The organism is uncultured Actinomyces sp. (assembly GCF_963526355.1).
Lineage (GTDB): Bacteria > Actinomycetota > Actinomycetes > Actinomycetales > Actinomycetaceae > Actinomyces.
In genome coordinates, this window is record NZ_CAUROW010000013.1 from 20,437 (window position 1) to 46,150 (window position 25,714).

General features: G+C 68.8%; 21 protein-coding genes. 7 read left to right on the plus strand and 14 right to left on the minus strand.

Translation table 11 applies throughout. The annotated features are described in order from the left end of the window. Nucleotides 1-12 precede the first annotated feature (12 nt). Nucleotides 13-687, minus strand: a complete 675-nt coding sequence (locus RWR81_RS04975) for a response regulator transcription factor (RefSeq protein WP_314455318.1) — start codon at nt 685-687, stop codon at nt 13-15. 33 nt (nt 688-720) lie between these two features. Between RWR81_RS04975 and RWR81_RS04980 the strand changes: the two genes are divergently transcribed. Continuing rightward, on the plus strand, nt 721-1,938 hold the full coding sequence (locus RWR81_RS04980) for an ATP-binding protein (protein ID WP_314455321.1): 1,218 nt from the start codon (nt 721-723) through the stop codon (nt 1,936-1,938). A 571-nt stretch (nt 1,939-2,509) separates the two neighbouring features. On the opposite strand, the gene RWR81_RS04985 is transcribed toward RWR81_RS04980, so the two are convergent. From RWR81_RS04985 to dacB, 7 genes are all read right to left on the minus strand, one after another. After that, nucleotides 2,510-2,920 carry a YvaD family protein gene (locus RWR81_RS04985; RefSeq protein WP_314455323.1) on the minus strand — a complete coding sequence of 137 codons (411 nt, stop codon included), beginning with the start codon at nt 2,918-2,920 and terminating at the stop codon, nt 2,510-2,512. Nucleotides 2,921-2,969: 49 nt separating this feature from the next. Beyond that, nucleotides 2,970-3,542, minus strand: a complete 573-nt coding sequence (gene folE, locus RWR81_RS04990; RefSeq protein ID WP_314455326.1) for a GTP cyclohydrolase I FolE — start codon at nt 3,540-3,542, stop codon at nt 2,970-2,972. 52 nt (nt 3,543-3,594) lie between these two features. After that, a complete protein-coding gene (ftsH, locus tag RWR81_RS04995) occupies nt 3,595-5,673 on the minus strand; it encodes an ATP-dependent zinc metalloprotease FtsH (protein ID WP_314455329.1) in 2,079 nt (692 codons plus the stop codon). 163 nt (nt 5,674-5,836) lie between these two features. Beyond that, nucleotides 5,837-7,114, minus strand: a complete 1,278-nt coding sequence (locus RWR81_RS05000) for a hypothetical protein (protein WP_314455332.1) — start codon at nt 7,112-7,114, stop codon at nt 5,837-5,839. A gap of 226 nt (nt 7,115-7,340) precedes the next feature. Further along, entirely contained in the window at nt 7,341-7,895 is a 555-nt protein-coding gene (hpt, locus tag RWR81_RS05005) for a hypoxanthine phosphoribosyltransferase (protein ID WP_314455334.1), read from the minus strand. A gap of 227 nt (nt 7,896-8,122) precedes the next feature. Beyond that, entirely contained in the window at nt 8,123-9,271 is a 1,149-nt protein-coding gene (locus tag RWR81_RS05010; RefSeq protein ID WP_314455335.1) for a zinc-dependent metalloprotease, read from the minus strand. Nucleotides 9,272-9,336: 65 nt separating this feature from the next. After that, on the minus strand, nt 9,337-10,731 hold the full coding sequence (gene dacB / locus RWR81_RS05015) for a D-alanyl-D-alanine carboxypeptidase/D-alanyl-D-alanine-endopeptidase (RefSeq protein ID WP_314455339.1): 1,395 nt from the start codon (nt 10,729-10,731) through the stop codon (nt 9,337-9,339). Between the two features lie 234 nt (nt 10,732-10,965). Here dacB and RWR81_RS05020 point away from each other — a divergent pair, with 234 nt between their 5' ends. Continuing rightward, nucleotides 10,966-11,466: an inorganic diphosphatase gene (locus RWR81_RS05020; RefSeq protein ID WP_314455341.1), complete on the plus strand. Its 501-nt coding sequence runs from the start codon at nt 10,966-10,968 to the stop codon at nt 11,464-11,466. A gap of 216 nt (nt 11,467-11,682) precedes the next feature. Here RWR81_RS05020 and RWR81_RS05025 read toward each other — a convergent pair whose 3' ends face one another. Beyond that, nucleotides 11,683-13,092: an NlpC/P60 family protein gene (locus RWR81_RS05025; RefSeq protein WP_314455344.1), complete on the minus strand. Its 1,410-nt coding sequence runs from the start codon at nt 13,090-13,092 to the stop codon at nt 11,683-11,685. 830 nt (nt 13,093-13,922) lie between these two features. Between RWR81_RS05025 and RWR81_RS05030 the strand changes: the two genes are divergently transcribed. The 5 genes from RWR81_RS05030 (at nt 13,923) to RWR81_RS05050 (ending at nt 19,150) form a co-directional block, all read left to right on the plus strand. After that, nucleotides 13,923-15,338: a PLP-dependent transferase gene (locus RWR81_RS05030; RefSeq protein ID WP_314455346.1), complete on the plus strand. Its 1,416-nt coding sequence runs from the start codon at nt 13,923-13,925 to the stop codon at nt 15,336-15,338. Nucleotides 15,339-15,349: 11 nt separating this feature from the next. Further along, nucleotides 15,350-16,570, plus strand: coding sequence for a homoserine O-acetyltransferase (locus RWR81_RS05035; RefSeq protein WP_314455349.1), 1,221 nt, complete (start codon nt 15,350-15,352; stop codon nt 16,568-16,570). Nucleotides 16,571-16,723: 153 nt separating this feature from the next. Next, nucleotides 16,724-16,960 carry a hypothetical protein gene (locus RWR81_RS05040; protein WP_314455351.1) on the plus strand — a complete coding sequence of 79 codons (237 nt, stop codon included), beginning with the start codon at nt 16,724-16,726 and terminating at the stop codon, nt 16,958-16,960. Between the two features lie 13 nt (nt 16,961-16,973). Further along, complete coding sequence (locus RWR81_RS05045) at nt 16,974-17,933, plus strand: alpha/beta fold hydrolase (RefSeq protein WP_314455354.1); 960 nt, start codon at nt 16,974-16,976, stop codon at nt 17,931-17,933. A 146-nt stretch (nt 17,934-18,079) separates the two neighbouring features. Beyond that, nucleotides 18,080-19,150 (plus strand): alpha/beta hydrolase, encoded by a 1,071-nt coding sequence (locus RWR81_RS05050; protein ID WP_314455357.1) that lies wholly within the window; start codon nt 18,080-18,082, stop codon nt 19,148-19,150. 19 nt (nt 19,151-19,169) lie between these two features. Here the strand turns inward: RWR81_RS05050 and RWR81_RS05055 are convergent, their stop codons facing one another. The 5 genes from RWR81_RS05055 to RWR81_RS05075 all read right to left on the minus strand — a co-directional run bounded on the left by RWR81_RS05055 (nt 19,170) and on the right by RWR81_RS05075 (nt 25,674). Continuing rightward, nucleotides 19,170-19,817: a response regulator transcription factor gene (locus RWR81_RS05055; RefSeq protein WP_314455360.1), complete on the minus strand. Its 648-nt coding sequence runs from the start codon at nt 19,815-19,817 to the stop codon at nt 19,170-19,172. After that, a complete protein-coding gene (locus RWR81_RS05060) occupies nt 19,814-21,064 on the minus strand; it encodes a histidine kinase (RefSeq protein ID WP_314455363.1) in 1,251 nt (416 codons plus the stop codon). The genes RWR81_RS05055 and RWR81_RS05060 overlap by 4 nt, the downstream gene beginning before the upstream one ends. Before the next feature lie 43 nt (nt 21,065-21,107). Next, a complete protein-coding gene (locus RWR81_RS05065; protein WP_314455366.1) occupies nt 21,108-23,054 on the minus strand; it encodes a serine hydrolase domain-containing protein in 1,947 nt (648 codons plus the stop codon). A gap of 189 nt (nt 23,055-23,243) precedes the next feature. Continuing rightward, nucleotides 23,244-25,256 (minus strand): hypothetical protein, encoded by a 2,013-nt coding sequence (locus RWR81_RS05070; RefSeq protein ID WP_314455369.1) that lies wholly within the window; start codon nt 25,254-25,256, stop codon nt 23,244-23,246. A gap of 223 nt (nt 25,257-25,479) precedes the next feature. Further along, entirely contained in the window at nt 25,480-25,674 is a 195-nt protein-coding gene (locus RWR81_RS05075; RefSeq protein WP_314455372.1) for a hypothetical protein, read from the minus strand. Nucleotides 25,675-25,714: the final 40 nt, after the last annotated feature.

Genomic DNA, 25,714 nt, shown 5'->3' on the forward strand with positions numbered 1-25,714 from the left:
GGGACGAGGGACTCAGGCCCCCCGGGTCCTGTGGACGGCGACGACGAGCTTGAGTCGGGACGGGACGTCGTACTTCTTCATGAGGTGGGAGACGTGGGTCTTGACCGTGGACTCGGCGACGACGAGCTGCTCGGCGATCTCGGCATTGGAGTAGCCCTCGCACAGGAGGGTGAGGACCGCCCGCTCGGCCTCGGTGACGTCGGGGGCCTGGGCCGTCCGCGGGGGCCGCAGGTGGCGGGTGACGAGCCGGGAGGTGGCGGTCGGGGAGATCGTGGTTCCGCCCGCACTGGCGGCGATGACGGCACGAATGATCTCCTCGGGCGAGGCGTCCTTGAGCAGGAAGCCGTTGGCGTGCTGGGCGAGCGCAGTCACCATCGCCTCATCGTCGTCGAAGGAGGTCAACACGACGACGGCCGTGCGGGGCCACTGGCGGCGCACCCGGGTGAGCAGCTCCAGGCCGTCCATCTCGGGCATGCGCACATCGGTGAGCAGGACGTCCACGCGGATCTTGTGGAGAAAGGCCAGCGCATCAACGGCGCGTGAGAAGGTACTGACCACCTCGATGCGCTCGTCCGAGCTCAGGTATGCCCGCAGCGCGTGCAGAACGAAGGAGTCGTCGTCGACGATGACGACACGCAGCACCTGAGAGGCGGCGGTGGGGCCATCAGTAGCGTCGGGGACCGTCATGGAAGAACATTATCTGGATCGATTGAGGAGAAGATGGAGACGGTGACCGACCTTCTGGCGAGTCTGTTGCGGCCCACGCAGTACACGACGTGGCGGCCGACCTGGCGGCTGCACCTGGCACACGCCTTCCTGGCCGCGATAATCACTCTCTTCTCGATCACGGCGGCGTGGCCACTGCACACGTCCATGTTCTCCTTCGAGATCGTCGGAGGCCTGGCGCTGGCGCTGTGCAGTCGCTTCCCGTGGTTCGGAGCCCTGCTCGGCGGCGCGGTGGCCTGGGCCAACACGGTGATGACGACCGACGCCACCTTCTCCCCGGGTATCATTCCCTGGTTGTGCCCGGCGATTCTCGTGGCCCGCGGCTTCCCGCGCACGCCCGCCTACAGCCTGGCGGTCTTCTCCCTCGTGCTCACGATCGCCGACGCGCAGTGGGATGAGACCAGCGAGGACCAGCTCGCATTGCTGGTGTGGCGGGTCATCATCGGGGGCGTGGCCCTCACGCTGGCCGAGCTCATCCGCAGCCCGCGACACCAGGCCGAGCGCTCCTTACACACCTACCGGGAGAGCGTGGAGCGCCAGCGCCTGCTGGTGGTCACCGAGCTGCATGACACCGTGGTGCGCGATCTGACCCACGCGGTGATGACGGCCGAGCAGGCCCGGCTCGCGCACCCCGAGGACGCGGCGCTGGCGCCCGAGCTGGACGCGATGACGACGGCGGTGCGCGCGGCGGTGGAGCAGATGCGGCACGCGCTGCGCGCCATGAGCGACATCCGTGGGGGCGAGCGACTGGATATCGAGGCGACCTCCGCGCCGCGCCCCCTGGAGGCGGTCATCTCCGATGCCGCGGCCATCCTGGGGCAGCGGGGGGCGCACCTGGAGGTCGAGGGTCTGGAACTGCTCGGGCTTCCGGTGATCCCACCGGGCGTGCGACTCCAGCTGCTGCGTGTACTGGGCGAGCTGGTGTCGAACATGTCCAAGTACACGGCCCCGCAGGGTCGGGCGCGTCTGGTCATCGAGTCCGACGGGCACTCCCTGGAGGCGATGGCGAGCAACGATGTCGGTGTTCCAGGACAGGCGGACGACGCGTGGACAGGCGGAGGCGCCCCGGGGAACAGGATGTCAGCGTACGGCGCCTTCTCCTCGGGCCTGGGCCTGGAGGGAGCGCGACGCCGGGTGGAGGCCCTGGGCGGCAGCCTGAGCGTGAGCCAGGGCGAAGGCCGCTGGATCACGATCCTCAGCGTCCCCTTCTAAGGCGGTCTCCTGAGTCCGCGCCCGACGACGAGGCCCTGATACGTCGTATCAGCGACGTGCCCCGTGCTCGCATCGTGCCACCTGAGATGGCACCGATTGAGCCCAGCACAACACGACCGGCTCGGTTCTACGTGAACTCGATGAAGTCGATTCAAGATCCTCAGGAGTTGGATCAGTTGATGACGAGTCAGTCAATCTTGCGGGCCGCCTTGGACGCAGGACAGTCCGACGTCCGCATCGGGAACGTACCTTTGCATCGAGAACGTACTTCTTCGACAAACATTGACGGTCAGCCCCCACGTCACTTGGGGGAAGACGCCGTCCTGGGCGGAGAAGTACGTCCCGGACCAGGGCTAGCGCAGTACGACGGCCCCGACCTGCTGGTGCTCACCCCGAGCGGGCCGGCAAGACCCCTGGGTCGCCCCCTGGACCGTCGGATTCGACAGACGCATACGCCGCGGCCCGTCGCCCCCAGGAGATTCTTCAACGCACCGAGCACGGTCAGGCCTGTGGGCGCGTCTGGACGGCACGCGTCCCCCCAACCTCGACGAGCAGAGCACGTCCCTGACCGTCACGAGTGGTTCTCCGCGGTCTCGAGCCGTCGGCAGACCATGGAGCCGAAGCCGAGTGCCGGGACGATCATGAGCAGGGCGTTGGGCCCCCACCACAGCGGGTCGAAGTCGCAGTAGAAGGACCAGAAGGAGATCGCCATGAACCCGGCGCAGAAGGTGAGCATGAGTCCGACCGTCAGCACCAGGTCCCCGATCCTGGTGCCCACGCGCGTCAGGTGGGCGCCGAGGAAGACGGTCAGCGCGGCGGCCACGTCGAGCGGGAAGAAGGACCAGTTCCAGGCTTGGATGACCTGGTTGGAGTAGTCCTTGAAGCGCAGGTGCTCGGGAATGAGATTGAGGAAGACGGCCGCCCAGTAGAGCAGCAGCCCGGCATCGACCGCCACCAGCAGCCTCTTGCACGTGGGACTCATCGCCCCACTATTTCACCGGACCTCTCCGGTGTCGAGACCTCTTGGCCACTCAGGACCGTCGGCCCAGGACCAGGCTCATGGCCTCGGAGCGGGTGGCGGCGTTGCGCATGATGCCGCGCACGGCGGAGGTGACCGTGTTGGAGCCGGGCTTGCGCACGCCCCGCATGGACATGCACAGGTGCTCGGCCTCGACGACGACGAGCACGCCCCGGCACTCCAGGCGCTCGACGAGGGCGTCGGCGATCTGCCGGGTGAGCCGCTCCTGGACCTGGGGTCGCCGGGCGTAGCCGTCCACGAGGCGTGCCACCTTGGACAGGCCGGTGACGCGCCCGTCGGCGCTGGGGATGTAGCCCACGTGCGCCGCCCCGTGGAAGGGCAGGAGGTGGTGCTCGCACACCGAGTACATGGGGATGTCGCGCACGAGGACCATCTCCTCGTGCCCGACGTCGAAGACCCGCTCGACGTGCTCGGCCGGGTCCTGGTCGAGGCCGGAGAACATCTCCGCGTAGGCGCGCGCCATGCGCTCGGGGGTGTCGCGCAGGCCGTCGCGGTCGGGGTCCTCCCCGATAGCGACGAGCAGGTCGCGCACCGCACGGCGCACGCCCTCGGCGTCATAGCTCATGGTCGGCCTCTGCTTCCGTGTGCCTGCCGGGCCCGCCGGGGCCCGGGGCGGCTCACTGGTTGTCGCCCCAGAAGTCGCCGCCGTGGGAGTCACCTGACTCGCCGCCGGTGGAGGTGACGGTGGCGGGCGCGACCTCGACGACGGGCAGCGTCTCGTCGCTGCGCCACAGGGGCCGCTCGGGTTGCTTGACAACGCCCGTGAAGATCCTCTCCAGGTCCTTCTCCAGGAGCGTCTCGCGGCTGAGGAGCTCCTCGGCCAGCTGGTCGAGCACGGCGCGGTTGCGGGTGAGGATCTCCCAGGCCTCCCGGTGGGCGTCGTCCAGCAGGGAGCGGACCTCGGCGTCGACGGTGGCGGCGACCTCCTCGGAGAAGTCGCGGTTGGTGGCATTGAGCCCCAGGACCGTCTCGTTCTCGGTGGTGCCGAGCTTGACAGCGCCCACCGCGCTGGTCATGCCGTAGTCGGTGACCATCTTGCGGGCCGTGGAGGTGGCCTTCTCGATGTCGTTGGAGGCACCGGTGGTGGGATCGCGGAAGACGATCTCCTCGGCGGCCCGCCCACCCATGGCGTAGACGAGCTGATCGAGCAGCTCGTTGCGGGTGGTGGAGTACTTGTCGTCCTGGGGCATGACCTGCGTGTATCCCAGGGCGCGCCCGCGCGGCAGGATCGTCACCTTGGTGACCGGGTCGGAGTAGGCGCCGGCGGCCGCGCACAGGGCGTGACCGGCCTCGTGGTAGGCGGTGACGCGCTTCTCGTGATCGCGCATGACGCGGGTGCGCTTCTGCGGGCCGGCGATGACGCGGTCGATGGCCTCGTCCAGGGCCCGGTTGTCGATGAGCTGGGCGTTGGAGCGGGCGGTGAGCAGGGCGGCCTCGTTGAGGACGTTGGCCAGGTCCGCGCCGGTGAAGCCGGGCGTGCGCTTGGCCACCAGCTCCAGGTCGACGTCGCGGGTCATGGGCTTGCCCTTGGCGTGCACCTTGAGGATGGCGGCGCGCCCGGCCATGTCCGGGGCCTCGACGCTGACCTGCCGGTCGAAGCGGCCGGGGCGCAGGAGCGCGGGGTCCAGGACGTCGGGGCGGTTGGTGGCGGCGATGAGGATGACGTTGGTGTTGGCGTCGAAGCCGTCCATCTCGACCAGGAGCTGGTTGAGGGTCTGCTCGCGCTCGTCGTGCCCGCCGCCGGTGCCCGAGCCGCGGTGACGGCCGACGGCGTCGATCTCGTCGACGAAGATGATGGCGGGGGCGTTCTCCTTGGCCTGGTCGAACAGGTCGCGCACGCGTGAGGCGCCGACGCCAACGAACATCTCGACGAACTCGGAGGCGGCCATGGAGAAGAAGGGCACACCGGCCTCGCCGGCGACGGCCTTGGCCAGGAGGGTCTTACCGGTTCCGGGCGGGCCGTAGAGGAGGACGCCCTTGGGGATCTTGGCGCCGACGGCGCGGAACTTCTCCGGCTCGGAGAGGAACTCACGGATCTCCTCGAGCTCCTCGACCGCCTCATCCTCTCCGGCGACGTCGTCGAAAGTGACGTCGGGCATCTCCTTGGAGCCGACCTTCGCCTTGGAGCGACCGAATCCCATGGCTCCGCCGCGCCCACCGCCCATACGGCTGATGAGCCACCACATGATGCCGCCCAGCAGCAGAGCCGGCACGAGCAGCTGGATGAGTGAGGACCACCAGGTAGTGGTAGGAACCACGGAGTTGAAGCCGCCCTTGGGGGCGGCGGCCTGAACGAGGCGATCGACCTGCTCGGCCTGGGCGTCGGTGAAGGAGAACTCGACCTTCTTACCCACGGGACGCGCCTCGGACTCGCCCTTCTTCTTGGGCTGGACGTAGGTGGAGGACAGGTCCAGCTCGACGCGCTGGGTGACATCGATGACGGTGATCGACTCAACCGTGTCCGCCTTATCGCGCAGGAGCGTCAGACCGTCGGAGGTGTCAATGGTGCGGTAGCCGAACATCGAGGAGAAGACGGCCCAGCCGAGCACCATGACCAGGAGGAAGGGCACCAACCACAGGAACGGGTTGCCCAGTGAGTCGCGGAGCCTGCGGTCGCGTTTGCCACGCTCGTCCTTGCCGGCCCTGCCCGGCTTCTCCACGTTCTTGCGGCCGGGCTTACGCCCAGAATCTTTCATCTGCGGTAGGTCCCTTCAACATAACTGACCCTCAGACGTTAGCCGATGCCGCGGCAAAGGTCCCATTGCGCTTGCTCACGTTCGCGCCGGGCGTGGCCGGGAAGATCCGGGAAGAGGACCCGGCGGCACGTACGGGACTCCTCAGCATGTCCCCGCGTCCGCTTCAGCCGCGACGCAGACGCAGGACGATCAGGCCGCCGGACAGCAGCACGGCCGCCACCGACAGCACACCGATCGCCACACCGGTCACCGGCAGCCACCGCTCCCGGGCGTCCTTGGCTGAGGAGCGCTCAGCGGCACTCGTGCGTCCCTCGCCGTCCTGACCGCCGTTACCACCCACCACAACCTCATTGTGGTCGTCGCGGTCGGCTCCACCCGAGGACTGCGAACCGGAACTCGAACCGTCCGGCACCGAGCCGCCGTTGGCGGACGGCGCCCCCATGGAAGGAGTCTGCGCCCCCTGAGATGAGTTGGAGGCCCCAGCCTCCGGAGTCGAACCCGCACCACCGCCGGCACGCTGCTGCTCCAGTGCGGCCACACCACCCTCAGGAGCCGACCACTGCGGACGCGCTACTAGGGCGACATCGGCCATCTTCTGCGCGTCGAGCACCTCCACCCGGGCGCCTCCCCCTGAGCCGGCAGCTCGCACGATCTTGTTGTCGCCTACGTAGACGGCCACGTCGTAGACGTTTCCGAAGACTGTGGGCTGAGCACCTTGCCCCGCGGACAGGGGGTTGGAGAAGAAGACGATGTCCCCGGAGTTGATGGAGCCGCCAGAGTTCAGCCACAGACGACCCTGGGAGTTGAACCACCCCGCCAGGTCATCGGGCTTCCAGGAACCGGCCAGTTCATGCCCGACCTCGGCCCGGTAGCCCACCTGGGTGTTCTGATCCGCCACGTAGGTGGTGTGCGAGTAGTCCCAGCCGGAGAGCACCATGCCGACCAGTGCCGAGGAGGTGATCGCGTAAGGGGCGGAACCACCGGCGCGAACATTCGCGCCCGACAACGGCGTGGGACGGGAGGGGTCAACCACCAAGGCCGCTCCAGCGTCGGCGAAGGACTGGGCACGAGCCACCACGTCACTGGCTGCGGCCCTGTCCGATGCGATGGTCGGGGAGACCGGAAGGCCCTGAGGAACGGCCCATTGCCCGTCGGCCAGCATGACAGACACAGCCCCCAGCGCACCGGCGGGGCTCGTGCTCTCCACGTTGTAGGTCAGGCCCCCACCATCACCAGGCGCCTCATCACCAAGAGTTTGAAGGGTGCCAGCGGCGCCACGGGCCTGAGCCATCTCGGCCACGGTATTAAAGGTGGTGGTCCCGGTCGGCTCAGCCGCCACTGGAGCCATCAGGGGCATGCTCAGCGAGGACGCCAGCACCACCGCGCCCACGAGGCCGGCCAGCCCCGAGGCGCGTCGACGCACAGCCTTCTTCACCGTCACAAACTGTCCTTCCACGTCACCCGCCGGCATGAGGGTATTCGCCGACGACCTACACTTGTTATCGTAACGTAACGTCCATGGCTCCGACTACCCGAAAAGGGGAGCAAGACGCAGTTCACGCCCCCCTTCACCCCCTCACCCCATCGTCCGGCAGAGACTTTCCGACCGGTCTGTTCTTAATTCTCTCGCACTAACCCCAGGGTTTATTAAGGTTGATCTGTGTCAGTCAACCGCTGTAGACCTCGGGCCGCAGAGTACCGATGAACGGCAGGTTGCGGTATCGCTCGGCATAGTCCAGTCCGTAACCGACGACGAACTCCGCAGGAATATCGAAGCCGACATACTTGACATCGACCTCGACCTTGGCGGCTTCGGGCTTGCGCAGGAGTGTTGCGATCTCCACCGAGGCCGCACCCCGGGAGGACAGGTTGCCCACCAGCCAGGACAGGGTCAGGCCGGAGTCGATGATGTCCTCAACAATGAGAATATGACGGCCGGTGACATCGGTGTCCAGGTCTTTGAGGATGCGCACCACGCCGGAGGACTTGGTGCCCGATCCGTAGGAGGAGACAGCCATCCAGTCCATCGGCGCACTCATGTGCAGCCGGCGCGACAGATCTGCCATGACGTAGACGGCCCCCTTGAGCACGCCCACGAGCAGGGGATCACGGCCCGCGTAGTCGGAGTCGATCTGCGCGGCCATTTCATCGAGGCGCTGCCCGATCTGCTCCTCAGTGATGAGGACCTGCTGAAGGTCCGATCCCATATCCGTGGCGTCCATCCGCCTGCCTCCTGAAGCGTCGTCATGGTTTCGCGACATCACCGGAGCCCGGGGAGGCCACCGGTCCGCGCCGACACCATAAGCCTGCCACACCGGCCCCGGTCTGGCACTCCACGCCACCCGTATCATCCGCAGAAGCATCCGACGTGATCGCGGACAGAGATCCTGCCCCCATACGCACGGACCGCCGCATCCGGATCAAGGACCACCCGGGGGAGGACGGACAGTCAGCCCACGCGACGCACCCACGCGTCGGGGCGGGCGATCTCGGCCGGGGTGGGCAGCAGCGTCGGGTCAGTCCACACGACGTTGAGTCCCTCATGCCCGATGCGCGCCACCGCGCTGCGCACAAAAGCGGCGCCGTCAGCGTACTGAGCCTCCTTCGCCTCCAGCCCCATGAGTCGGTGCAGCAGGAGCGCTCCCAGGCCGGGCCCGGGGCCAATGCCGCCGTCGGCCGCACGGCTGCGGGAGAGGGCCGCCCGCAACCGGTGGACCGAGGGCATCCGGTTGGGGCGCACGTCATCCAGGACGACCTCGGCATGCCCCTCCAGAAAAGTCAGGGTCGCCGCCAGGGAGGCGACCTCCGAGCGCTCCTTGAGGTTCGTCAGCCCCTCGAGCACCCGTCCCCGGGTGGCACGCGCCGCGACACGCATCGCCCCGCCCCGCCGCGGCCGGGATGCCCGCCCCTCGGCACTCACGCGGTCGCCACCGCCTGAGCCACCGTAGACGGCCTCGACGACGGCGCCGATGACCGTGCGCATGGAGTCTGTCAGGTAGGGGCCGAGCCAGGGGGCCGCCGCCAGCTGAACCGCGTGCGTGGTCTCGTGCAGGCAGACCCAGGCGGGCAGGTCCAGCACGTCCAGGTCCATCTGGCGGCGCACTGCCAGCACGTTGGGTGCCACGAGCAGAAGGTGCGGGGACGCCGAGGCCTCTCGGTCTCCGCCCCCGGACCGCGCGACACCGGGGCGAGCACCGTCCGCCCCACTTGGGGCAGCCGGAACCATCTGGCCCAGGAGCCGAGTGGCGAGCACGCTCATCGCCCCGGCCACCTCGGCGGCCCCGACGAGCCGGACCGCCTCCGAGGCCCGCGGCGCGGGCACCTGGTCCATGAGGCCGCGCAGTGCCCGGATGGAGGCGCGCACCAGCCCGGCCCGGTCGACGACACTCACGCGCACGGTCTTGGCGACCTGCTGGGCCGCCCAGTCCAGACCGGTGATCCTGGCGACCCAGGCCGGAGCCTCCTGGGCGGAGCGGCGCAGGACCGCCACAGAACTGGCACGCGTCGAACGAGACGCGCTGGGGCCTGCCGGGATCAGCGCGGTCAGGCGTTCCACCGTCCTCCAGTCGACGAGCCCCGCCGCTGTGCCGCCGGTCATCACTACCGCGCCTTTCTCACCTGGGACATGGGTCTTACGGGTCTCATGGCTCTCGCCGGTCTCGATCACGAGCAGCCGCAGGAGGCCAAGGGCGTCACGAAGTGGTTGTCGATCGCGGCCCCGGCCGCCGCCCCGCCGTTGGCGGGGAAGCCGTTGGCCAGGATCGCGAAGGCCAGGAGGCGCCCGTCAACGGTTGTGACGACGCCGGCCAGGGACGAGGTCTGCTCCAGCGACCCTGTCTTGGCGCGTACCGTCCCGGCTGCAGGGGTTCCCTGCAGGCGATTGGCCAGGGTCCCGTCCAGGGCGCCCACAGGCAGGTCCGCGATGAGGGTGCGGCCCGCCGAGCCGCCCTTGTCTCCGGCGGACCTGACCAAGATCTGGGTCAGGAGCCTGGCGGGCACCTTATTGCCCTTGGCCAGCCCGGAGGCGTCCAGGAGCGTCAGCCCGGAGGTGTCGAAGCCGTCCTTGCGCAGCTGAGCGATGACGGCCTTGGAGGCCCCCGCGAAGTCGGCGGTCTCCTTGGCCTGGACGGCCACGAGTCGCCCCTCCACCTCGGTCATCGTGTTGTCGGAGGTCTTGAGGGACAGGGCCAGGATGTCGGACAGCGGTGCGGAGGACACCGAGGCCAGCTCCTTGGCACCGCCGGGAGCCGCGGCGCGCGCCGCCTCACCGTCGACCGCGATACCGGCCTCACTCAGGTGCTCGGCGAAGACCTGGGCGGCCCCCATCGCCGGGTCGGCCGAGTAGCCCTGGTTCTGGGTGGCGGAGACGTCCACCATGATCGGCTGGATCTTGGCCACGTACTGCTCATTGCCGGCCTCCCAGTTGTCGTTCCACTGGGCGCCGGTGAACAGGGTGTCGTCCAGACGCAGGGAGACCGACGTCACCCCCTGGATCCTGAGCTGCTCGGCGGCAGCGCGGGCGAGGTCACCCAGGCCCGCGCGGCCGGCTGTGGCAGCAGGGTCACCGGAGTTCTCGGCCAGCAGGACGTCGCCGCCGCCCACGAGGGTGACGGTCTGACCGTCCAGGACGGCTTTGGTCTGGAAAGTGTGGCCCGGCCCCATGGAGGACAGGGCGGCCCAGGCGGTCAACAGCTTGTTCGTGGAGGCGGGCGTCACCCCGGTCGCCGCCGAGGAGTCCAGGAGCTCCTCACCGGTGGTGACGTCGGCGACGGAAGCCGTCACAGTACCGCCGGTCAGAGCGGCGTCGGAGGACACGGCCTGGACATAGGAGCTCAAAGCCGCCTTCGAGGGCTGAGGCGCCCCGGCGTCCAGTCCGGCGGGCTCCTCCGTGGTCCCGACGCTGGGACCGGCCGGCGTCGGGAAGGGCTGAGGGGCGACGTCGGCGTAGGCGACCGTCACGGGGCCGGGCACCAGGTCAAGAGCATCGCCCAAGCCGTAGTAGCCACCGAATACCAGCAGGCTCGCCGCCGTCAGGGCCGCGGTCTGAACCTTGCGCATACGTCCTCCGGACTGGGTTGTTGACAGACTGGGACTGTCTGTATATCAGGTGATAGGGCGCCCGGGAGGCCGTTCCCGACGGTGCACCGACGTGCAGAGTACGCGTTTACCGACCTCAGGCGCTGTCGTGCGCCACACTAGTGCCATTGAGACCCGCCCCGCCGGATCGACGCCGACCGCCAGGCGCCGTTCCAGCGTCCAACGAGCTGAAGACACAAGCGAAGGAGGCTCCCCGTGGAGTTCGACGTCACGATTGAGATCCCCAAGGGCAACCGCAACAAGTACGAGATCGACCACGAGACCGGCCGGATCCGCCTGGACCGCATGCTCTTCACCTCAACGCGCTATCCCGACGACTACGGATACATCGACGAGACGCTCGGCGAGGACGGCGACCCCCTGGACGCCCTGGTCCTGCTGGAGGAGCCGACCTTCCCCGGCTGCGTCATCCGCTGCCGCGCGCTGGGCATGTTCCGCATGCGCGACGAGAAGGGCGGCGACGACAAGGTCCTGTGCGTGCCCAGCGCCGACCAGCGCGCCTCCTGGCGCACCGACATCGAGGACGTCTCGGAGTTCCACCGCCTGGAGATCCAGCACTTCTTCGAGGTCTACAAGGACCTTGAACCCGGCAAGTCGGTCGAGGGCGCCCACTGGGTGGGCCGCGAGGAGGCCGAGGAGGAGATCCGACAGTCCTTCCAGCGCCAGGCCGACCACGTCGCCCACGGGGGCCACTGACGCCGACGGCCCGAGCTAAGTGGGGCGGAGCGGCATACGCGCTCCGCCCCACACAACGGCTCGCGTCTGACGAATCGCCTGCCCCGACGATCGGGGCGGGCGGAATACGTGCTCGAAGGGAGCTGACTATCTCTGCGGGTCCGGCGGGAGCGCAGCGAGGAACGAGCGGCGCGGATGGTGGCCGAGAGCGCATGTACCGCCCGCCCCGCCCCAGCGTTAGAAGCGCACTGCGTAGGGCATGACGCCGGAGTAGCGCATGGAGGTGACGCGCACGGTCATGCCGAAGGTCGGCGCTTCGATCATCATGTCGTCACCCAGATAGATGGCCACGTGGTAGATACCGGACTGGCTGCCGTCGGAGGACCAGAAGACCAGGTCCCCGGGCTGCGCAGCATCAAGTGGGACGTGGGTGCCCTGCCCGTACTGCACGCGAGAGGAGTGGGTGAGATACACACCGGCCGCCTCGTAGGAGACCATCGTCAGCCCGGAGCAGTCCAGGCCCGACGCCGATTCGCCGGCCCACACGTAGGGGGTGCCGATGTAGCTCATGGCGGTGCTGATGGCCGTGGAGGCGGCATTGCCGGAGTACGACGGCGCGGGCTCCGGATCCGGTTCGGGGGTCGGGGCGGGCGCCGGGGCCGGCGTGTAGGAGTTCCCGTCGTCGTCGTCGGCCTCGGGCTGTGAGGGGGTGGCGGGGTCCTGGGCCGGGGCCTGGTAGACGGGTTCGGGCCGACTCGCCTGCTCCTGGGGGGCGGGGGAGGCCTCCTGGGGCTGGGCGGTGGACTGCCCCTGCTCAGCCTGCTTCTGGGCGAGGTCGGCGGCAGCCTTCTCCGAGGCCGCTTTGGCCGCGGCCTGGGCGGCGGCCTCCTCACGGGCCTTGCGCTCGGCCTCAACCTGGTTCTGGTACTGGGTCTCGAGCTCAACAGTGGTGTGGCGCTGGGCGGCCAGCTGGGTGATGAGATCCTGACGGTTGGTCTGGGTGGTGGTGACGGCGCTCTGGGCGTCGCGGGCGGCGGTCTCGGCGTCGGACTTGGCGGCCTCGGCGTCGGACTTGGCGGCCTCCTTGTCCTTGACCTTCTGGTCGGCGATGGTCTGCATGCTCGCGGCCACCGACTCGAGGGCCTCGACGTTCTGGACCCTGGCGTTGTTGCTCTCACCGGCGCGGTCCAGGGCGACGTCGGCATCGGCCAGGTCCGCCAGCGACTCACTGGTCAGGTACGGGGTGAGCGGGTCGAGCGGATTGCCGCTCTCCTGGTAGGTCTGGACGACGATCGACCCCAGGTCCGAACGGGCTGCGGCGGTGTCGGCTGCGGCGGTGTCGGCATTGGCCTGGGCGGTCTGGGCGTCGGCGGTGGCCGTCGTGAGGTCGTCGACGGCGGTCAGGTAGTCCTCGTTGGCGACCTGCGCCTTGATCCGGGCCTGCTCCAGGGTGGTGCTCTGTTGAGCGAGCCGGGCCTCCAGGGAGGCGATGGAGGTCGAGGTCGAGCGTTCCGAGGCCTTGGAACGCTCAATGTCGCTCTGATCCACGGGGTCGGCGAGCGCTGACGGCGCCAGGGTGCATGCCAGTGCCACGACTGCGGTGGCGACGACACCGTGTCCGTGTCGTCTCTGGAGGATTGGGCTCACAGGGGGTTCTCCGTCGTGATGGGGCTGAACGTGAGGATGTCGCCTCACCCGGAGCCGGCATCGGCCCGGCGTCAGAACCCGCTCCGCGAGACCACGGATGCGGGAGGGATGGGGCGGGACGAAAACGACAGGCGGTGTCAGCCCGGATGTGGCGTAACCACATTAGTCGCTTTGACCCCATATGAAAACAAAATTCACAGTACTCACAACTATAACTTACGCCCCTGTAGTTCGCCGGTCTTGCTTGTGTTCAACAGGGCTCCCGGCCGCCGTCACCCAACCGTAACCCGTATGACATCTGGCACAACCAACCGTTTGTACAGGTCATCAGCACTTTCAAAACGATGGGATCGGGGCGTTGAGGCAGAGGCGGAAGTGGCGCCGGAAATGGAGTCGCAACTGATCCGACGCACTCGGTCGTCCCTCCTGCGCTCAGGACGAAGGATCCCCGACACCCCACGTCACAAACACACGTTTGGACCGCCGATGGAGGAAACCGCTAAGGTCGGAGCATGTTCCGTCGTCCTGAGGCCCTCCGGCCGGACGCCCCCACCACGGGGCGAATGCGCAGCTGACGCGCACGCCGCCGTCGGCCCACGTGCGCGTCCCCGCCCTCACCCACACCATCGCAGACATTGCAGCAACGGTGACGGCGGACGACTCAGCGCCACGACACCTCGCCCCCGACTGCGGGAGCCGGCTCCACCGCCGGACGCAGCGGGTCGCCAGACGGAACCGTCCGCAGGTGCGCCGCAACCACCGGCGCAGCGCAGACGCAGCCCGTGGCACTGACATCGCCGCCGGTCACCGAGAACCCCTAAGGAGTCCTCATGACCGATCAGCACCCCAGCACGCCGGATCACGCCGCCGACCCGGCCACCGGCCAGAACACGATCCAGGCCCCGCCCCCCTCCCCCACGAACCCGGCGGGGTGGCGGTTCGAGACCAAGCAGGTCCAGGCCGGGCACGACCCGCTGTCCGAGCCGACCCACTCACGGGCCATCCCGATCCACCAGACCACCTCCTACGTCTTCGAGTCGGCCGAGCAGGCGGCCGCCCGTTTCGCCCTGAGCGACCTGGGCCCGATCTACACGCGCCTGACCAACCCGACCAATGACATCGTCGAGCAGCGGATCGCGGCCCTGGAGGGCGGAGTCGGGGCACTGCTGACGGCGTCGGGCATGGCGGCCGAGACCCTCGCCCTCGTGACGCTGGGCGGGGCCGGCGACAACATCGTGGCCTCTCCCTCCCTGTACGGCGGCACCACGAACCTGCTCACCCACACCCTGCCCCGGCTGGGCATCGAGACCCGGTTCGTGTCCGACCCGGGCGACCCGACGGCCTGGGCGGCGCTGGCCGACGAGCGCACCATCGCCTTCTTCGGGGAGACGATCCCCAACCCGCGCGGCGACATCCTCGACATCGAGGCGATCGCGGCGGCCGCCCACGAGCTGGGCATCCCGCTGGTCGTCGACAACACGGTGGCCTCGCCGTTCCTGACCCGCCCCTTCGAGTGGGGCGCGGACATCGTCGTGGCCTCGGCAACGAAGTTCCTGGGCGGGCACGGCTCCTCCGTGGCGGGCGTGATCGTGGACTCGGGCAACTTCGACTTCGCGGCCCAGCCCGAGCGCTTCCCGCACTTCAACACGCCCGACGAGTCCTACCACGGCCTGGTCTACGCCAGGGACCTGGGCGTGGGCAGTCCATTGGGCGCGAACCTGGCCTTCATCCTCAAGGCCCGCGCCGAGGGCCAACGCGACCTCGGCTTCTCGCTGGCACCGCACTCGGCCTTCCTCATCGCCCAGGGCGTCGAGACGCTCTCGCTGCGCATGGAGCGCCACGTGGACAACGCCCTGGCGGTGGCGACCTGGCTGGAGGGACGCGACGACGTCGCCTCGGTGCGCTACTCGGGCCTGACCTCCAGCCCCTACTACGAGCTGCACCGCAAGTACTGCCCGCGTGGAGCCGGATCGATCCTCACCTTCGACCTGCCCGGCGGACGTGAGGCGGGGGCCGCCTTCATCAACGCCCTGGCCCTGTTCTCCAACCTGGCCAACATCGGCGACGTGCGCTCCCTGGCGGTCCACCCGGCCACCACGACGCACTCCCAGCTCGACGACGCAGGCCTGACCGCGGCCGGGATCAGCGCCGGGACCGTGCGCCTGAGCGTGGGGATCGAGCACATCGACGACATCCTGGCCGACCTCGAGCGGGGTCTTGAGGCAGTCCGGACCATCGGGGCCTGAGGCGGCTTCCCATGAGCACCACCACGTCCTCCTCCTACCCCGTCTCCCGCAGCAGCACCGAGACCGAGCCCGCCGCGTACGGCGTGGGGACGGCCTCCTCCAAGCTCGTCGACCGCAAGGCGGGCTCCCCCACCGGGGCCTGGCGGCCGGGGGACGAGCCGGGACGCCGTCGGTTCCTGGAGATCGGGGACCTGCCCCTGGAGTCCGGGGAGGTCCTGCCGAACACGGTCCTGGCCTTCGAGACCTGGGGGGAGCTGAGCCCGCAGCGCGACAACGCGGTCCTCGTGCTGCACGCGCTGACCGGCGACTCACACGTCACCGGCGAGGCCGGCCCCGGGCACCCGACGCCGGGCTGGTGGTCGGACCTGGTGGGGCCGGGGCGGGCAGTCGACACCGAGCGCTGCTTCGTCGTGGCGGCCAACATCCTGGGCGGATGCCAGGGCTCGACGGGGCCGTCGTCGACGGCGCCGGACGGGCGGCCCTGGGGGTCGCGTTTCCCGTGGCTGACCACGCGCGACGCCGTCGAGGCCGAGGCCCGTCTGGCCGACGCCCTGGGCATCGAGACCTTCCACCTGGTGATCGGGGCCTCTCTGGGCGGGCACCGGGCGATCGAGTGGGCGGTCACCCACCCGCAGCGGGTGCGCAATCTGGCACTGGTGGCCACGGGCGCCTCGACGACCGCTGACCAGCTGGCCTGGTGCCATCTCCAGGAGCTGGCGATCGTGGCCGACCCCTTCTTCTTCGACGGCGACTACTACTCCCACTCGGTGGGGCCGGTGCGGGGACTGGGGCTGGCGCGGGCACTGGCGCACACGACCTACCGCAGCGCCGCCGAGCTGGACACGCGCTTCGGGCGGCGTCATCAGGGCGAGGAGGACCCGGCGGTGGGCGGGCGTTACCAGGTGGAGTCCTACCTCGATTACCACGCCGGCAAACTGCTGGCGCGCTTCGATGCGAACACCTACCTCATCGTCACCCACTCGATGATGGTGCACGACGTCGGCACCGGGCGCGGCGGCATCGAGGCGGCGCTGGCGACGGTGCGGGCGCGCACGCTCGTGGTGGACGTGGACTCCGACCGGCTCTTCCTGCCCGCCCAGGCCGAGGAGCTGGCCGGCGGCATCCCGGGAGCGAGACGCGAGACGATCACCTCCCTGCACGGGCACGACGGCTTCCTCATCGAGGCCGAGCAGATGGACGCTATCCTGCGCGACTTCCTGGCCGACGCATAGACATCAACATTTTCTTCACAGACGACGCGGCTCCGGGTCGTCTCTGAAGTTTTGGTCGGTGAGTGAGAGAACTGTCCTGGCGCCTCCTACCGGCGCGCAACCCTGGCGCTATCGGGCCGGGCAGAGCCGTCGGCGAGCGGATACCATCGACTTGTGGCTAACGATCGTTCGCGCTCGACGCGGGGGTGTCGCCTCGACGCCGTCCCGGCGGCGCTGCGCCGCCTGCTCATCGTTAACCAGTACCGGGCCCCGGAGATCGGCCCTCATCTGCGCAACCACTGGGGCGAGCGGCCGCTGGAGCCCCGCTTGACGCTGTTCGAGCGGTTGCCCTTCACCGGGGAGCTCCACCCCGGCCTGGATCCGGAGGCCACTACCGTAGAGGCCGGATGATGAGTGGCCCGACATGAGACGCGCACTGCCCGCCGTTGGACTCATCGGCGCCGGAATCGCCATCTACGGCATAGCCCAGGCCCTCGGCCTCAGACGAGCACGCGTCGCGGCCCGCGCGCGACTGGTCGCCCTGCCGGTACGAAGGATCGCACTCAGTCACGGGGACGTCGCCTACATCGACTGTGGGCCCGAGCCCGCAGGAGGCAGCGGCGGCACCAGCCGCGGCTCCGACTGCGAGACGATCCTGTCGGTTCACGGACTGTACGGCGGATACGACCAGGCCCTCGACAACGTCGGGAGCCTGGTCGAGCACTGCAGGATCATCGCGCCGTCGCGCTTCGGCTACCCCGGCAGCACCGTGCGGGGCGACGGCTCACCGGCCGACCAGGCGGCCGTCTTCCACGAGATGCTCGACCGCCTGGGGATCGAGCGGGTATTCGTCCTGGGAGCGTCGGCCGGCGGGACCCCCGCCATCCGCTTCGCCCTGGACCACCCCGAGCGCGTCAAAGGACTCATTCTCCTGAGCTCGGCCGCGCCCTGGCCGTCTCGGCCCGCTAGGCCGCCCGGTCGCATGGGACCTCCAGCGATCATGAACCACGACTGGGTCATGTGGCTGCTCTCGCCGCTCTTCGGGCCCATCCTGGGCATGGCCCCTGAGACCGTCAACGGCATGCTCCCCCTCTCCGAGCGCAGGACGGGGGCGGACATCGACACCTCAATCACCAACCGGGACATGGCGCTGCACTTCGAGGACTATCCGATCGAGGAGCTCGCCCCACCCGTTCTGCTCCTGCACGCCCTGGACGACAGAATGGCGACCTTCGCTCCCCCGACGGGGCACGTGCAGTCCTCCATGCACCGGTACCCGGACCTGACGACGGCGATCTTCCGCACCGGCGGGCACCTCGTCGTCGGCCACGGCCACCAGGTCGAGGACATGATCCTCCGCTTCATCGACAAGCACACCGACTGACACCGGTCGTGTCGGGGACAATGGAGCCTCAACTTCAACAAAATCTTCAGAGACGACGCGGCTCCGAGTCGTTTCTGAAGTTTTTGTCGGTGAGTGAGAAAACCGTCTTGGCGTCCCCTTCCAGCGAGCGGTGGAATCATGGGGGCGTGAACGCAACGACCGAGCACGCACCGGTGGACGCCTGGGGGCCGGACTTCCTGGGCCCGGGCTTCGAGGCCCGCACCCTGGAGCTGCTGCCCGACGACGAGGACGACGGCGCCGTCGCCACCCTGGTGCGCCATCTGCCGGCACTCGACCCCGGAGCCCTGCCGGGCACTCCCACCACCCCCACCTTCATCTACCTCTACCTGCACGGCTGGAACGACTACTTCTTCCAGACCCACCTGGCCCGCGAGATCTCCCGTCTGGGCGGTGCCTTCTACGCGCTGGACCTGCACCGCTACGGCCGCTCCTGGCGCAAGGGCCAGATGCTGGGCTGGTGCACCTCCCTGGCCGAGTACGACGAGGACCTGGGTCTGGCCCTATCCGCCATCCGCGCCGACCAGGGCTGGGAGGCCGAGGTCGTCCTGTCCGGTCACTCCACGGGTGGGCTCGTCGCCTCCCTGTGGGCCGATCGTCACCCAGGGGCCCTGTGCGCCCTGGTCCTGAACTCCGCCTGGCTCTCGCTCCAGGGCTCCGAGCTCGTGCGCACCGTCGGCGACCCGGTCCTGCGCACCTTGGCGCTGCGCGACCCGCGTATGTCGATCCTCGACGGCTGGGTCGACCCAGCGCGCGCCTTCTCCATCACCGACGGCTGGGATCCCGAGCGCGACGGCGAGCTGCCCGATCCCTCCTGGGCCGACGACCCCTACGTCACCGGCTGGGACATCAACCCCGCCTGGTCCATCAAGCCCTCCGCGCCCGTGCGCGTCGGCTGGCTCCAGGCCATCATGGAGGGCCACAACCGCGTCGCCCAGGGCCTGGACATCCGCTGCCCGGTGCTGTCCATGGGCGCGGCCACCACCCGGCTCGGAGTGACGTGGACGCCGGAGTCCAGGGGCGCGGACACGATCATCGACGCCGACGCCACCGCCCGCCGCGCCGTCGGACTCGGCAAGCTGGTGACCATCGCGCGATTCCCCGGAGGGGTCCACGACCTCACCCTGTCCGAGCCTCCCGTGCGCGAGCAGGTCTTCTCCGCCCTGCGCCGTTGGATGGCCGCCTACGTGCTGCGCTGAGCCCTGCCCGGCCAGCGGCTCAGGCCAGCCCGTTGCGGAAGGCCCACACGACGGCCTGGACCCGGTCGCGGGCGCCGATCTTGGGCAGGATCCGCGTCAGGTGGGACTTGACCGTGCTGGTCTCGACGACGAGCTCGGCGGCGATCTCCGCGTTCGACATGCCGCCGGCCAGGAGCTGGACGACCTCACGCTCCCGCTCGGTGAGTACGCCGAGCGCCTCCCGGTTCTCGATCCTGCCCCGGCGGCGGGCGAACTCAGCGATCACCCGGCGGGTGACACTCTGGTCCACCAGGCCGTAGCCGGAGGCCAGACGACGCACGGCATCGATCAGCTCCTCCGGTTCGCAGTCCTTGAGGATGAACCCATCGGCACCTGCTTCCAGCGCGCCGAAGACGTCGGCGTCCATGTCGAAGGTGGTGACGACCAGGACTGCCGGGGTACCGCCCTCCCGCTCGGAGACGATCTGTCGCGTGGCCGTCAGGCCGTCCCCCTCGGACATCCGCAGGTCCATGCACACGACGTCGGGCCGGGTCGCGCGCACCACGCGCATCGCCTCCCTGCCGCCGGAGGCCTCTCCCACCACCGTGATGTCGTCGTTCTCCTCCAGCAGGATGCGGAAGCCGGCGCGGATCACCGCCTGGTCATCCACCAGTACCACCTTGATCACGCGTCCTCCTCCCGGGCCAACGGCAGGACCAACCGTACCCGCCAGCCACCGCCCTCCACCGGGCCGGCGTGGAGAGAGCCGCCGACGGCGTCGGTCCGCTCCCGCATGACCGTCAGGCCGGTGCCGCCACCACCGGGGTCGTTCGGCAGTCGGCGTGCCGGACCGTTGAGAACACTCAGCTCGAGGGAGCCCTCAGCCCTCCTCAGCTCCACCGTGATCGAGGTGCCCGGAGCGTGCTGCAGGGCGTTGCTGATCGCCTGCTGCGCCACCCGGAAGACAGCGGTCTCCGCCATCGCAGACAGGAGCGGCATACCGGTCGGTGCGCCAGTGGGCGCGCCGCCAGAGGCTCCGACGGAGGCCGTCTCACCGCACTCACCGTCCAGCAGTCCGCCGTCGAGCAGCTCGATGTCGACGCCGAGTGCTTGGGTGGAGGCGACCAGTTCGGGTAGATCGCGTAGCCCGGGCGAAGACTTCCCGACCTCCTCGTCGCTGCGTAGCAGCCCCACCCCAGAGCGGAGCCCGGAGAGGGTCTCCTTGGCCTGCCGGCGCAGTTGTTGAGCCGCCTTGCTGGCCGTCTGCGGGTCGCGGTCGATCAGTCTCTCGAGCGCGGCCGCCTGCACGACGATCCCGGCCAGGTGGTGGGCGGCGACGTCGTGCAGCTCACCGGCCAGGCGGCGGCGCTCCTCGATGAGGGCCACCTCCAGCTGCCGCTCGTGCTCGCGTCTGAGGAGCTCCTGGCGGGAGTGCTCGTACCTGCGGCTGCTGGCCAGCGCCGCCCCGCCCAGCATCGGCACCAGGTAGATCGCCAGCGTCACCAGGACATTGACCATGTGCAGCTGCCACGACACAGAGGGTTGTCGCCAGATGGCGACCGCCGAGTAGGTCAGTGACAGTGCGGCCAGGAGAGGCGCCGCCCGGTTCAGAGGAAACCGTATCCCCATGCCGAAGGACACGACGAGCTGGCCGTAGCCGCTGGCGCTGTAGGTTGCCGGAAGAAGCAGCAATGTCACCGCCTCCGCCGACCACACCAGCGCCTGGCAGAGCAGAGGGCGACTGCGCCACAGCACGAGCGCCAGTCCCTCAGCCGCAAGCGGAACAGCCGTCGCGGCGAACCACGGCCAAGGGCGGGCCGGCACAGAGCTACTCGCGAGAAGCACCGCCGTTGGCTGGACCATCGCGAAGGCGAGGGCCAACAGCACATCGTTGCGCCGGATCGAAACCGGGCTGGTGGGATCGGACAGGTTCATGATTGCCTTGTCATCGACGGACACCGACCTCGACGTCCCCCGGTCACAGTCCGAGCCTGGGTGCCAGGGCGTTGCCGGCCCAGGCCCACCAGGCCAATGCCACCAGCGCCGCCAGGAGAACAGCCGACATGGTGAGCCTCCGCCACCCCGCCCGACGCCTCAGGGACATCACGAAGTCAGCCATCACTGGGATGATGGCCACCACCCCCAGGGCCTGCAGCACCTGGGCACATCGTGCCACCGGGATCAGCCAGGTGAAGGAACCATCGGCGATAGCAAACATATTGGTCACATACCCAACGAGCAGTAGGATCCAGGTGAGCTGGGCGGCCAGCGCCAGGACTCCCCCACCTCGAGCCACACGGGTCAACCACGGCACCGGGGGACCGGTCTCCTGACCCCGTTTGAGGGCCCGACGTCGTCGCAGGGCCCCGATCGGCCAGGCCACCGTCACCACCAGCAGCAGGACCAGGCAGGCACCGAACACGGGAGCAAGAGCCCGTTGGAGCGGCGTCATGGGAAGCAAGGTGGTAGCCGCTCCCCTACTCAGTTTGACTACCTTGCCGTCTTTGACCTGGGCGGCGATGGCGCCCCGCCCATTGACCTGACGCCAGACCCAGGGCTCCACCTCGACCAGCTGAGCATCGTCAACCTTAAGTCTCCCGTCGCCCATGTGCTCAATCGATACCGAGGAGAAAGCGGGCATCCATGCGGACATGAAGGTGGTCCAGAAAGTTCTGCTGGGGACGTAGGAGCCGGCGACCTGGCGGGCGCGCTCGGCAGAATCCTTGCTTCCGGATGCCTTGAGCGTCTCGCCGGGGAAGTAGCGGTCGGCGAAGCCCTGAGCCAGGTCCTCCCGCAGACTGTGTGAGGCCTCGTTTCCGTCCCCGTTGTAGGAGATGAAGATGCCGGTCTTCTCCTCGGGGTAGAGCTCGAACTTGGAGTGCCACCCCGGAAGATCTCCGCTGTGCTCAACGATGCGCCGGCCGTGACGGCTGAGCTCGAAGTAGCCCAGCCCCATCTCCCCGGCCTTGGCGCGATTACCGAGCTTGGCCTTCCCTAGCCCGGGAGACCACGCCCGCTCCCAGGTCTCCTCACGCAGCAGCCCCGGCGAGCGGCTCAGCTGAGCATTCATGAAGGCGGCGAAGTCCGGGGCTGAGACGGTCAGCGAGCCGGCCGGGAAGGCACCCATGCGTAGAAAGAGGACCTCCTCTCCCGTGGACGTGTAGCCCGGGCCCAGCAAGCCGGCCATCCCCTCGGGCAGGGGCTGCTCATAGGTGGAGGAGGTCATGCCCGCCGGCTCCAGGACGTGCTCACGCACATAGGTCTCGAAGGGCTGACCACTGATCCGCTGCACAATGTAACCCACCAGGGCCATCCCGTAGTTGGAGTAGCCCGGGGTGGTACCCGGTGCGAAGACCTGAGCCGGCGCCTGGTTCTTGACGTAGTCCTCCAGATCCGTCTCATTCTGGGCAAGCCTCAGACTCTCATCGAAGCCCGCCGAATGAGTCAGCAAATGACGCAGGGTCAAGGGCTCATCGAAACGCCGCTCGATCTCAAAGTCCAGGTAGGCACTGATATCGGCGTCGAGGTCCACCTTGCCCTGCTCCACCAGCTGCATCACCGCAATGGAGGTCGGGATCTTCGAGACCGAGGCCACCCGGAACAAGGACGTCTGCGGATCCACAGCCACCGGATTCCCACCCGAGGCACCCGTGTCGGCCCACCCGTAACCACGAGTCGTCACCACCTGCCCATCCTTGACCACCGACACCACAGCCCCCGGGATGTCCCCGTTCTTCAAGGCATCGGGCAGCTTTCCGTCCAACCAGGCGTTGACGTCCTCGGCCGTGAGCTGATGCTCCCCAGACGGAGGCTCACGCGGCGGCAAACTACTCGACGACGACGTCGAGCCACAGGCAGTCAGTAGGGACAGTGAGGCCAACAAAGCCACCACAACCAGCGCCATGGCCCTACGCGTCACGTTCATCATCATCTCCCCGGCCCGCGTGATCGGGAAAGCCGCGAGCCACCTCCAGACTTGCGGCCCCAGACGGCTCTCCTCTACGGACGCAGGACGGCAACCGGCTTACGACCAACGACGCAAAGGACTCGACCACACGAACGAGGTAGTAGAGGCAGCAAGGGCGCGATCCTGCTGGCTTACCGACCGAGCAGTTCAGGAACTGCGGTCAGCCAGATCATCGCGCAGGTCGCCCAGGTGGGCGCCGCGCGCCCCCACGCGCCACACACGCCAGCCGTCGGCGTCACTCACGTCCTGAGCGGCGTTGGCCGCCGACGTCGGGTCGGTGAAAGAGCGCCCGTCGGACAGTGTGATGACCCCCTCCACCGATAGCATCGCCTCGTGGTAGATGCCTCGGCGCAGCCGCTGCCAGATGAGCTGCGTAGGCTCCCCGAGCAACGCCGCCACGGCTGCCAGCTCCGCGGTCTCCTGGACCACGAGAGACTTGGAGGGGTCCCCACCCAGCGCCTCGGCCACCGGGTCGGGTGCGTCGGCCGACCCGCGCAGCGGCTCCCACGGCACCGGGGGGACCATTCCAGTTGGGTCATCTGGGAGATTCTCGTGAGGGGGCACAGTCGACCAGGCCTTAGCGGCCCGCACGCCGGCGCCTGCGTCATCCGCGTCGCCAACGAGGTCGGAATGGTCGGCATCATGACGGCCGGCATGGCCGGTACGACTCGGTTCGCCGCCACTCCCACCGGCGCTGTCGCCGACGCCTGTCCTATCGCCGGGGCCACTGCGGCCGGTGTCATCTACGTCAGGCCCGTCTCCCAGCTCGACAGTGACGGGGCCAATCAGAGAGTCTCCGCTCAGGATGTCGGCCAGATCCCGGTCGCTATCGGCGCCGCCGGCACCACCCTCTGCACTGCGTCCGGAGCTACGGCCCACAGGACGGCTCGGGCCGTGGCCGGAACTCGTGCTGGCAACGTTGGTGACGCTGCCGACGGCACGGTCCGGATCCGGCTCTTCGCCGTCGGCATGATCACCCGCGACGTCATCGGCCCCCGTCTCCGGGACTCCCGGAGAGCCGGCCCCCGCCTTCCCAGCAAACTCGTTGGCGGAGCCCTGTGCCACCGCCCCCGGCTTGGCGACATCCGTGTTCCCGGTGGCCCGGGGCGTCGGGGTGCTCTCGGTGGGTTCGGGCAGGCCCCGGGCCGTACTGCGCTCGTCCGGTTCTAAGACGGGCACTCCGTCGAAGTCAGCAGAGTCATCAGAGTCGACAGAACCGGTGACCGGGTCCCCCACGAGATCGTCAGAGGCATCATCGTCCGACTTGCTCGCAGCGTCCCCGACCGCATCCTCGGCTCGGTCACCGGTCCGCCCCTCTTCTGCCGCCGGGACGTTCACCCGCGGCTGCTCAGTGGTCACGGCCACCGGCTCGAACAGATCGGACAGAGCATCGGCGGCGCCGGTCGCGGCGAAAGCACCTGGGGGAACGGCAGCACCATCCGAGCCGTCCTTGGTATCACCGGCACCCTGCGGCAGGACGATCTCGATGGGTCCGGTCACAGGGCTCATGTGCTCGGCCTGCTCGGAGGCATCGATGGCGCGCGAGCCGGTCGGGCCGGCGGAGCCCGACAGAGCCGGACGGGGTGCACGGGCCACGAGCAGTGGTCCTCCTACGTTCAAGTCCGCCCCCGAGATCTTCTCCACGACGACGACGACGCGCGACTCGTCGACGATACGCACGTCCACCTCGTGGATCTCCAGCCCGGAGGAGGCCAGCACACCCAGGCCTCCGACGACGTCGGGCTCCAGGGAGGCGCTCAGGATCGTCAGCCGCGGCCCGGGCTCGACCTGGGCCGGCATGGCCTCACGGAACTCGTTCCAGTCCTTGCTGAAGGTGCCCAGCCCACCCGCGTACCTGCCGGCGATGTCCCGGCGCCCTGCGGCGGCAGCCGCGGTCAGACGCGACATGGCGGCCAGCAGCCCGACGGAGTCAACGCGCTCGAGCACCTCGACGACGACCACCTGCCCGGTTGCGTCCAGGGCGGTCAGACTGCGTCCACCGTTGACCTCGTCCCAGGCCAGGGGGAAGAGTGGACGACGGAGGACATCGACGATCTGGCGCTGGATGGCGACCAGGCTGTGGGACAGGGTCATGGCATCAGCGGAGCGTCCCAGGCGCACGGGCAGGAGGTGGTTGCCGTCGAGCTCGTACATGGCCATAAATGGGGTCGCCTTTCCTCGTTGTCCTGCTCCGTGATGGCCTCCAGCGCGGACGAGCACATGAACCGACTAACACACGGTAGATTCATCCATCACCACAGTGCCGACCGTCCTGTCACGACCACCGACACACGCAGAATATCTCATCACGGCAACGAAGACCGGGTCGCCACCTCGACACATCGGGTTCCGCACAGCGAGAAAACCGCTGATACCCGCCCACTTAGGAGGTCGACGCCAGGATCTCCTTGAATCTTGGAGAGACCGGTCTCATGGCCACATCCCCCTCCAGGAGGATGATGATGCCTACGAAGTGGATAAGAATGTCGGCTGGTCGGTCCCCTCCGGCCCCACCGATGTTCGCCGGCCCATGACCCCAGGGGGCGGCGAGCCTCCATGGGATCTCAGCGCCTCCCACGGAGCCAACCGGTTCTCATCCACCGCCAACCTCTCATCAC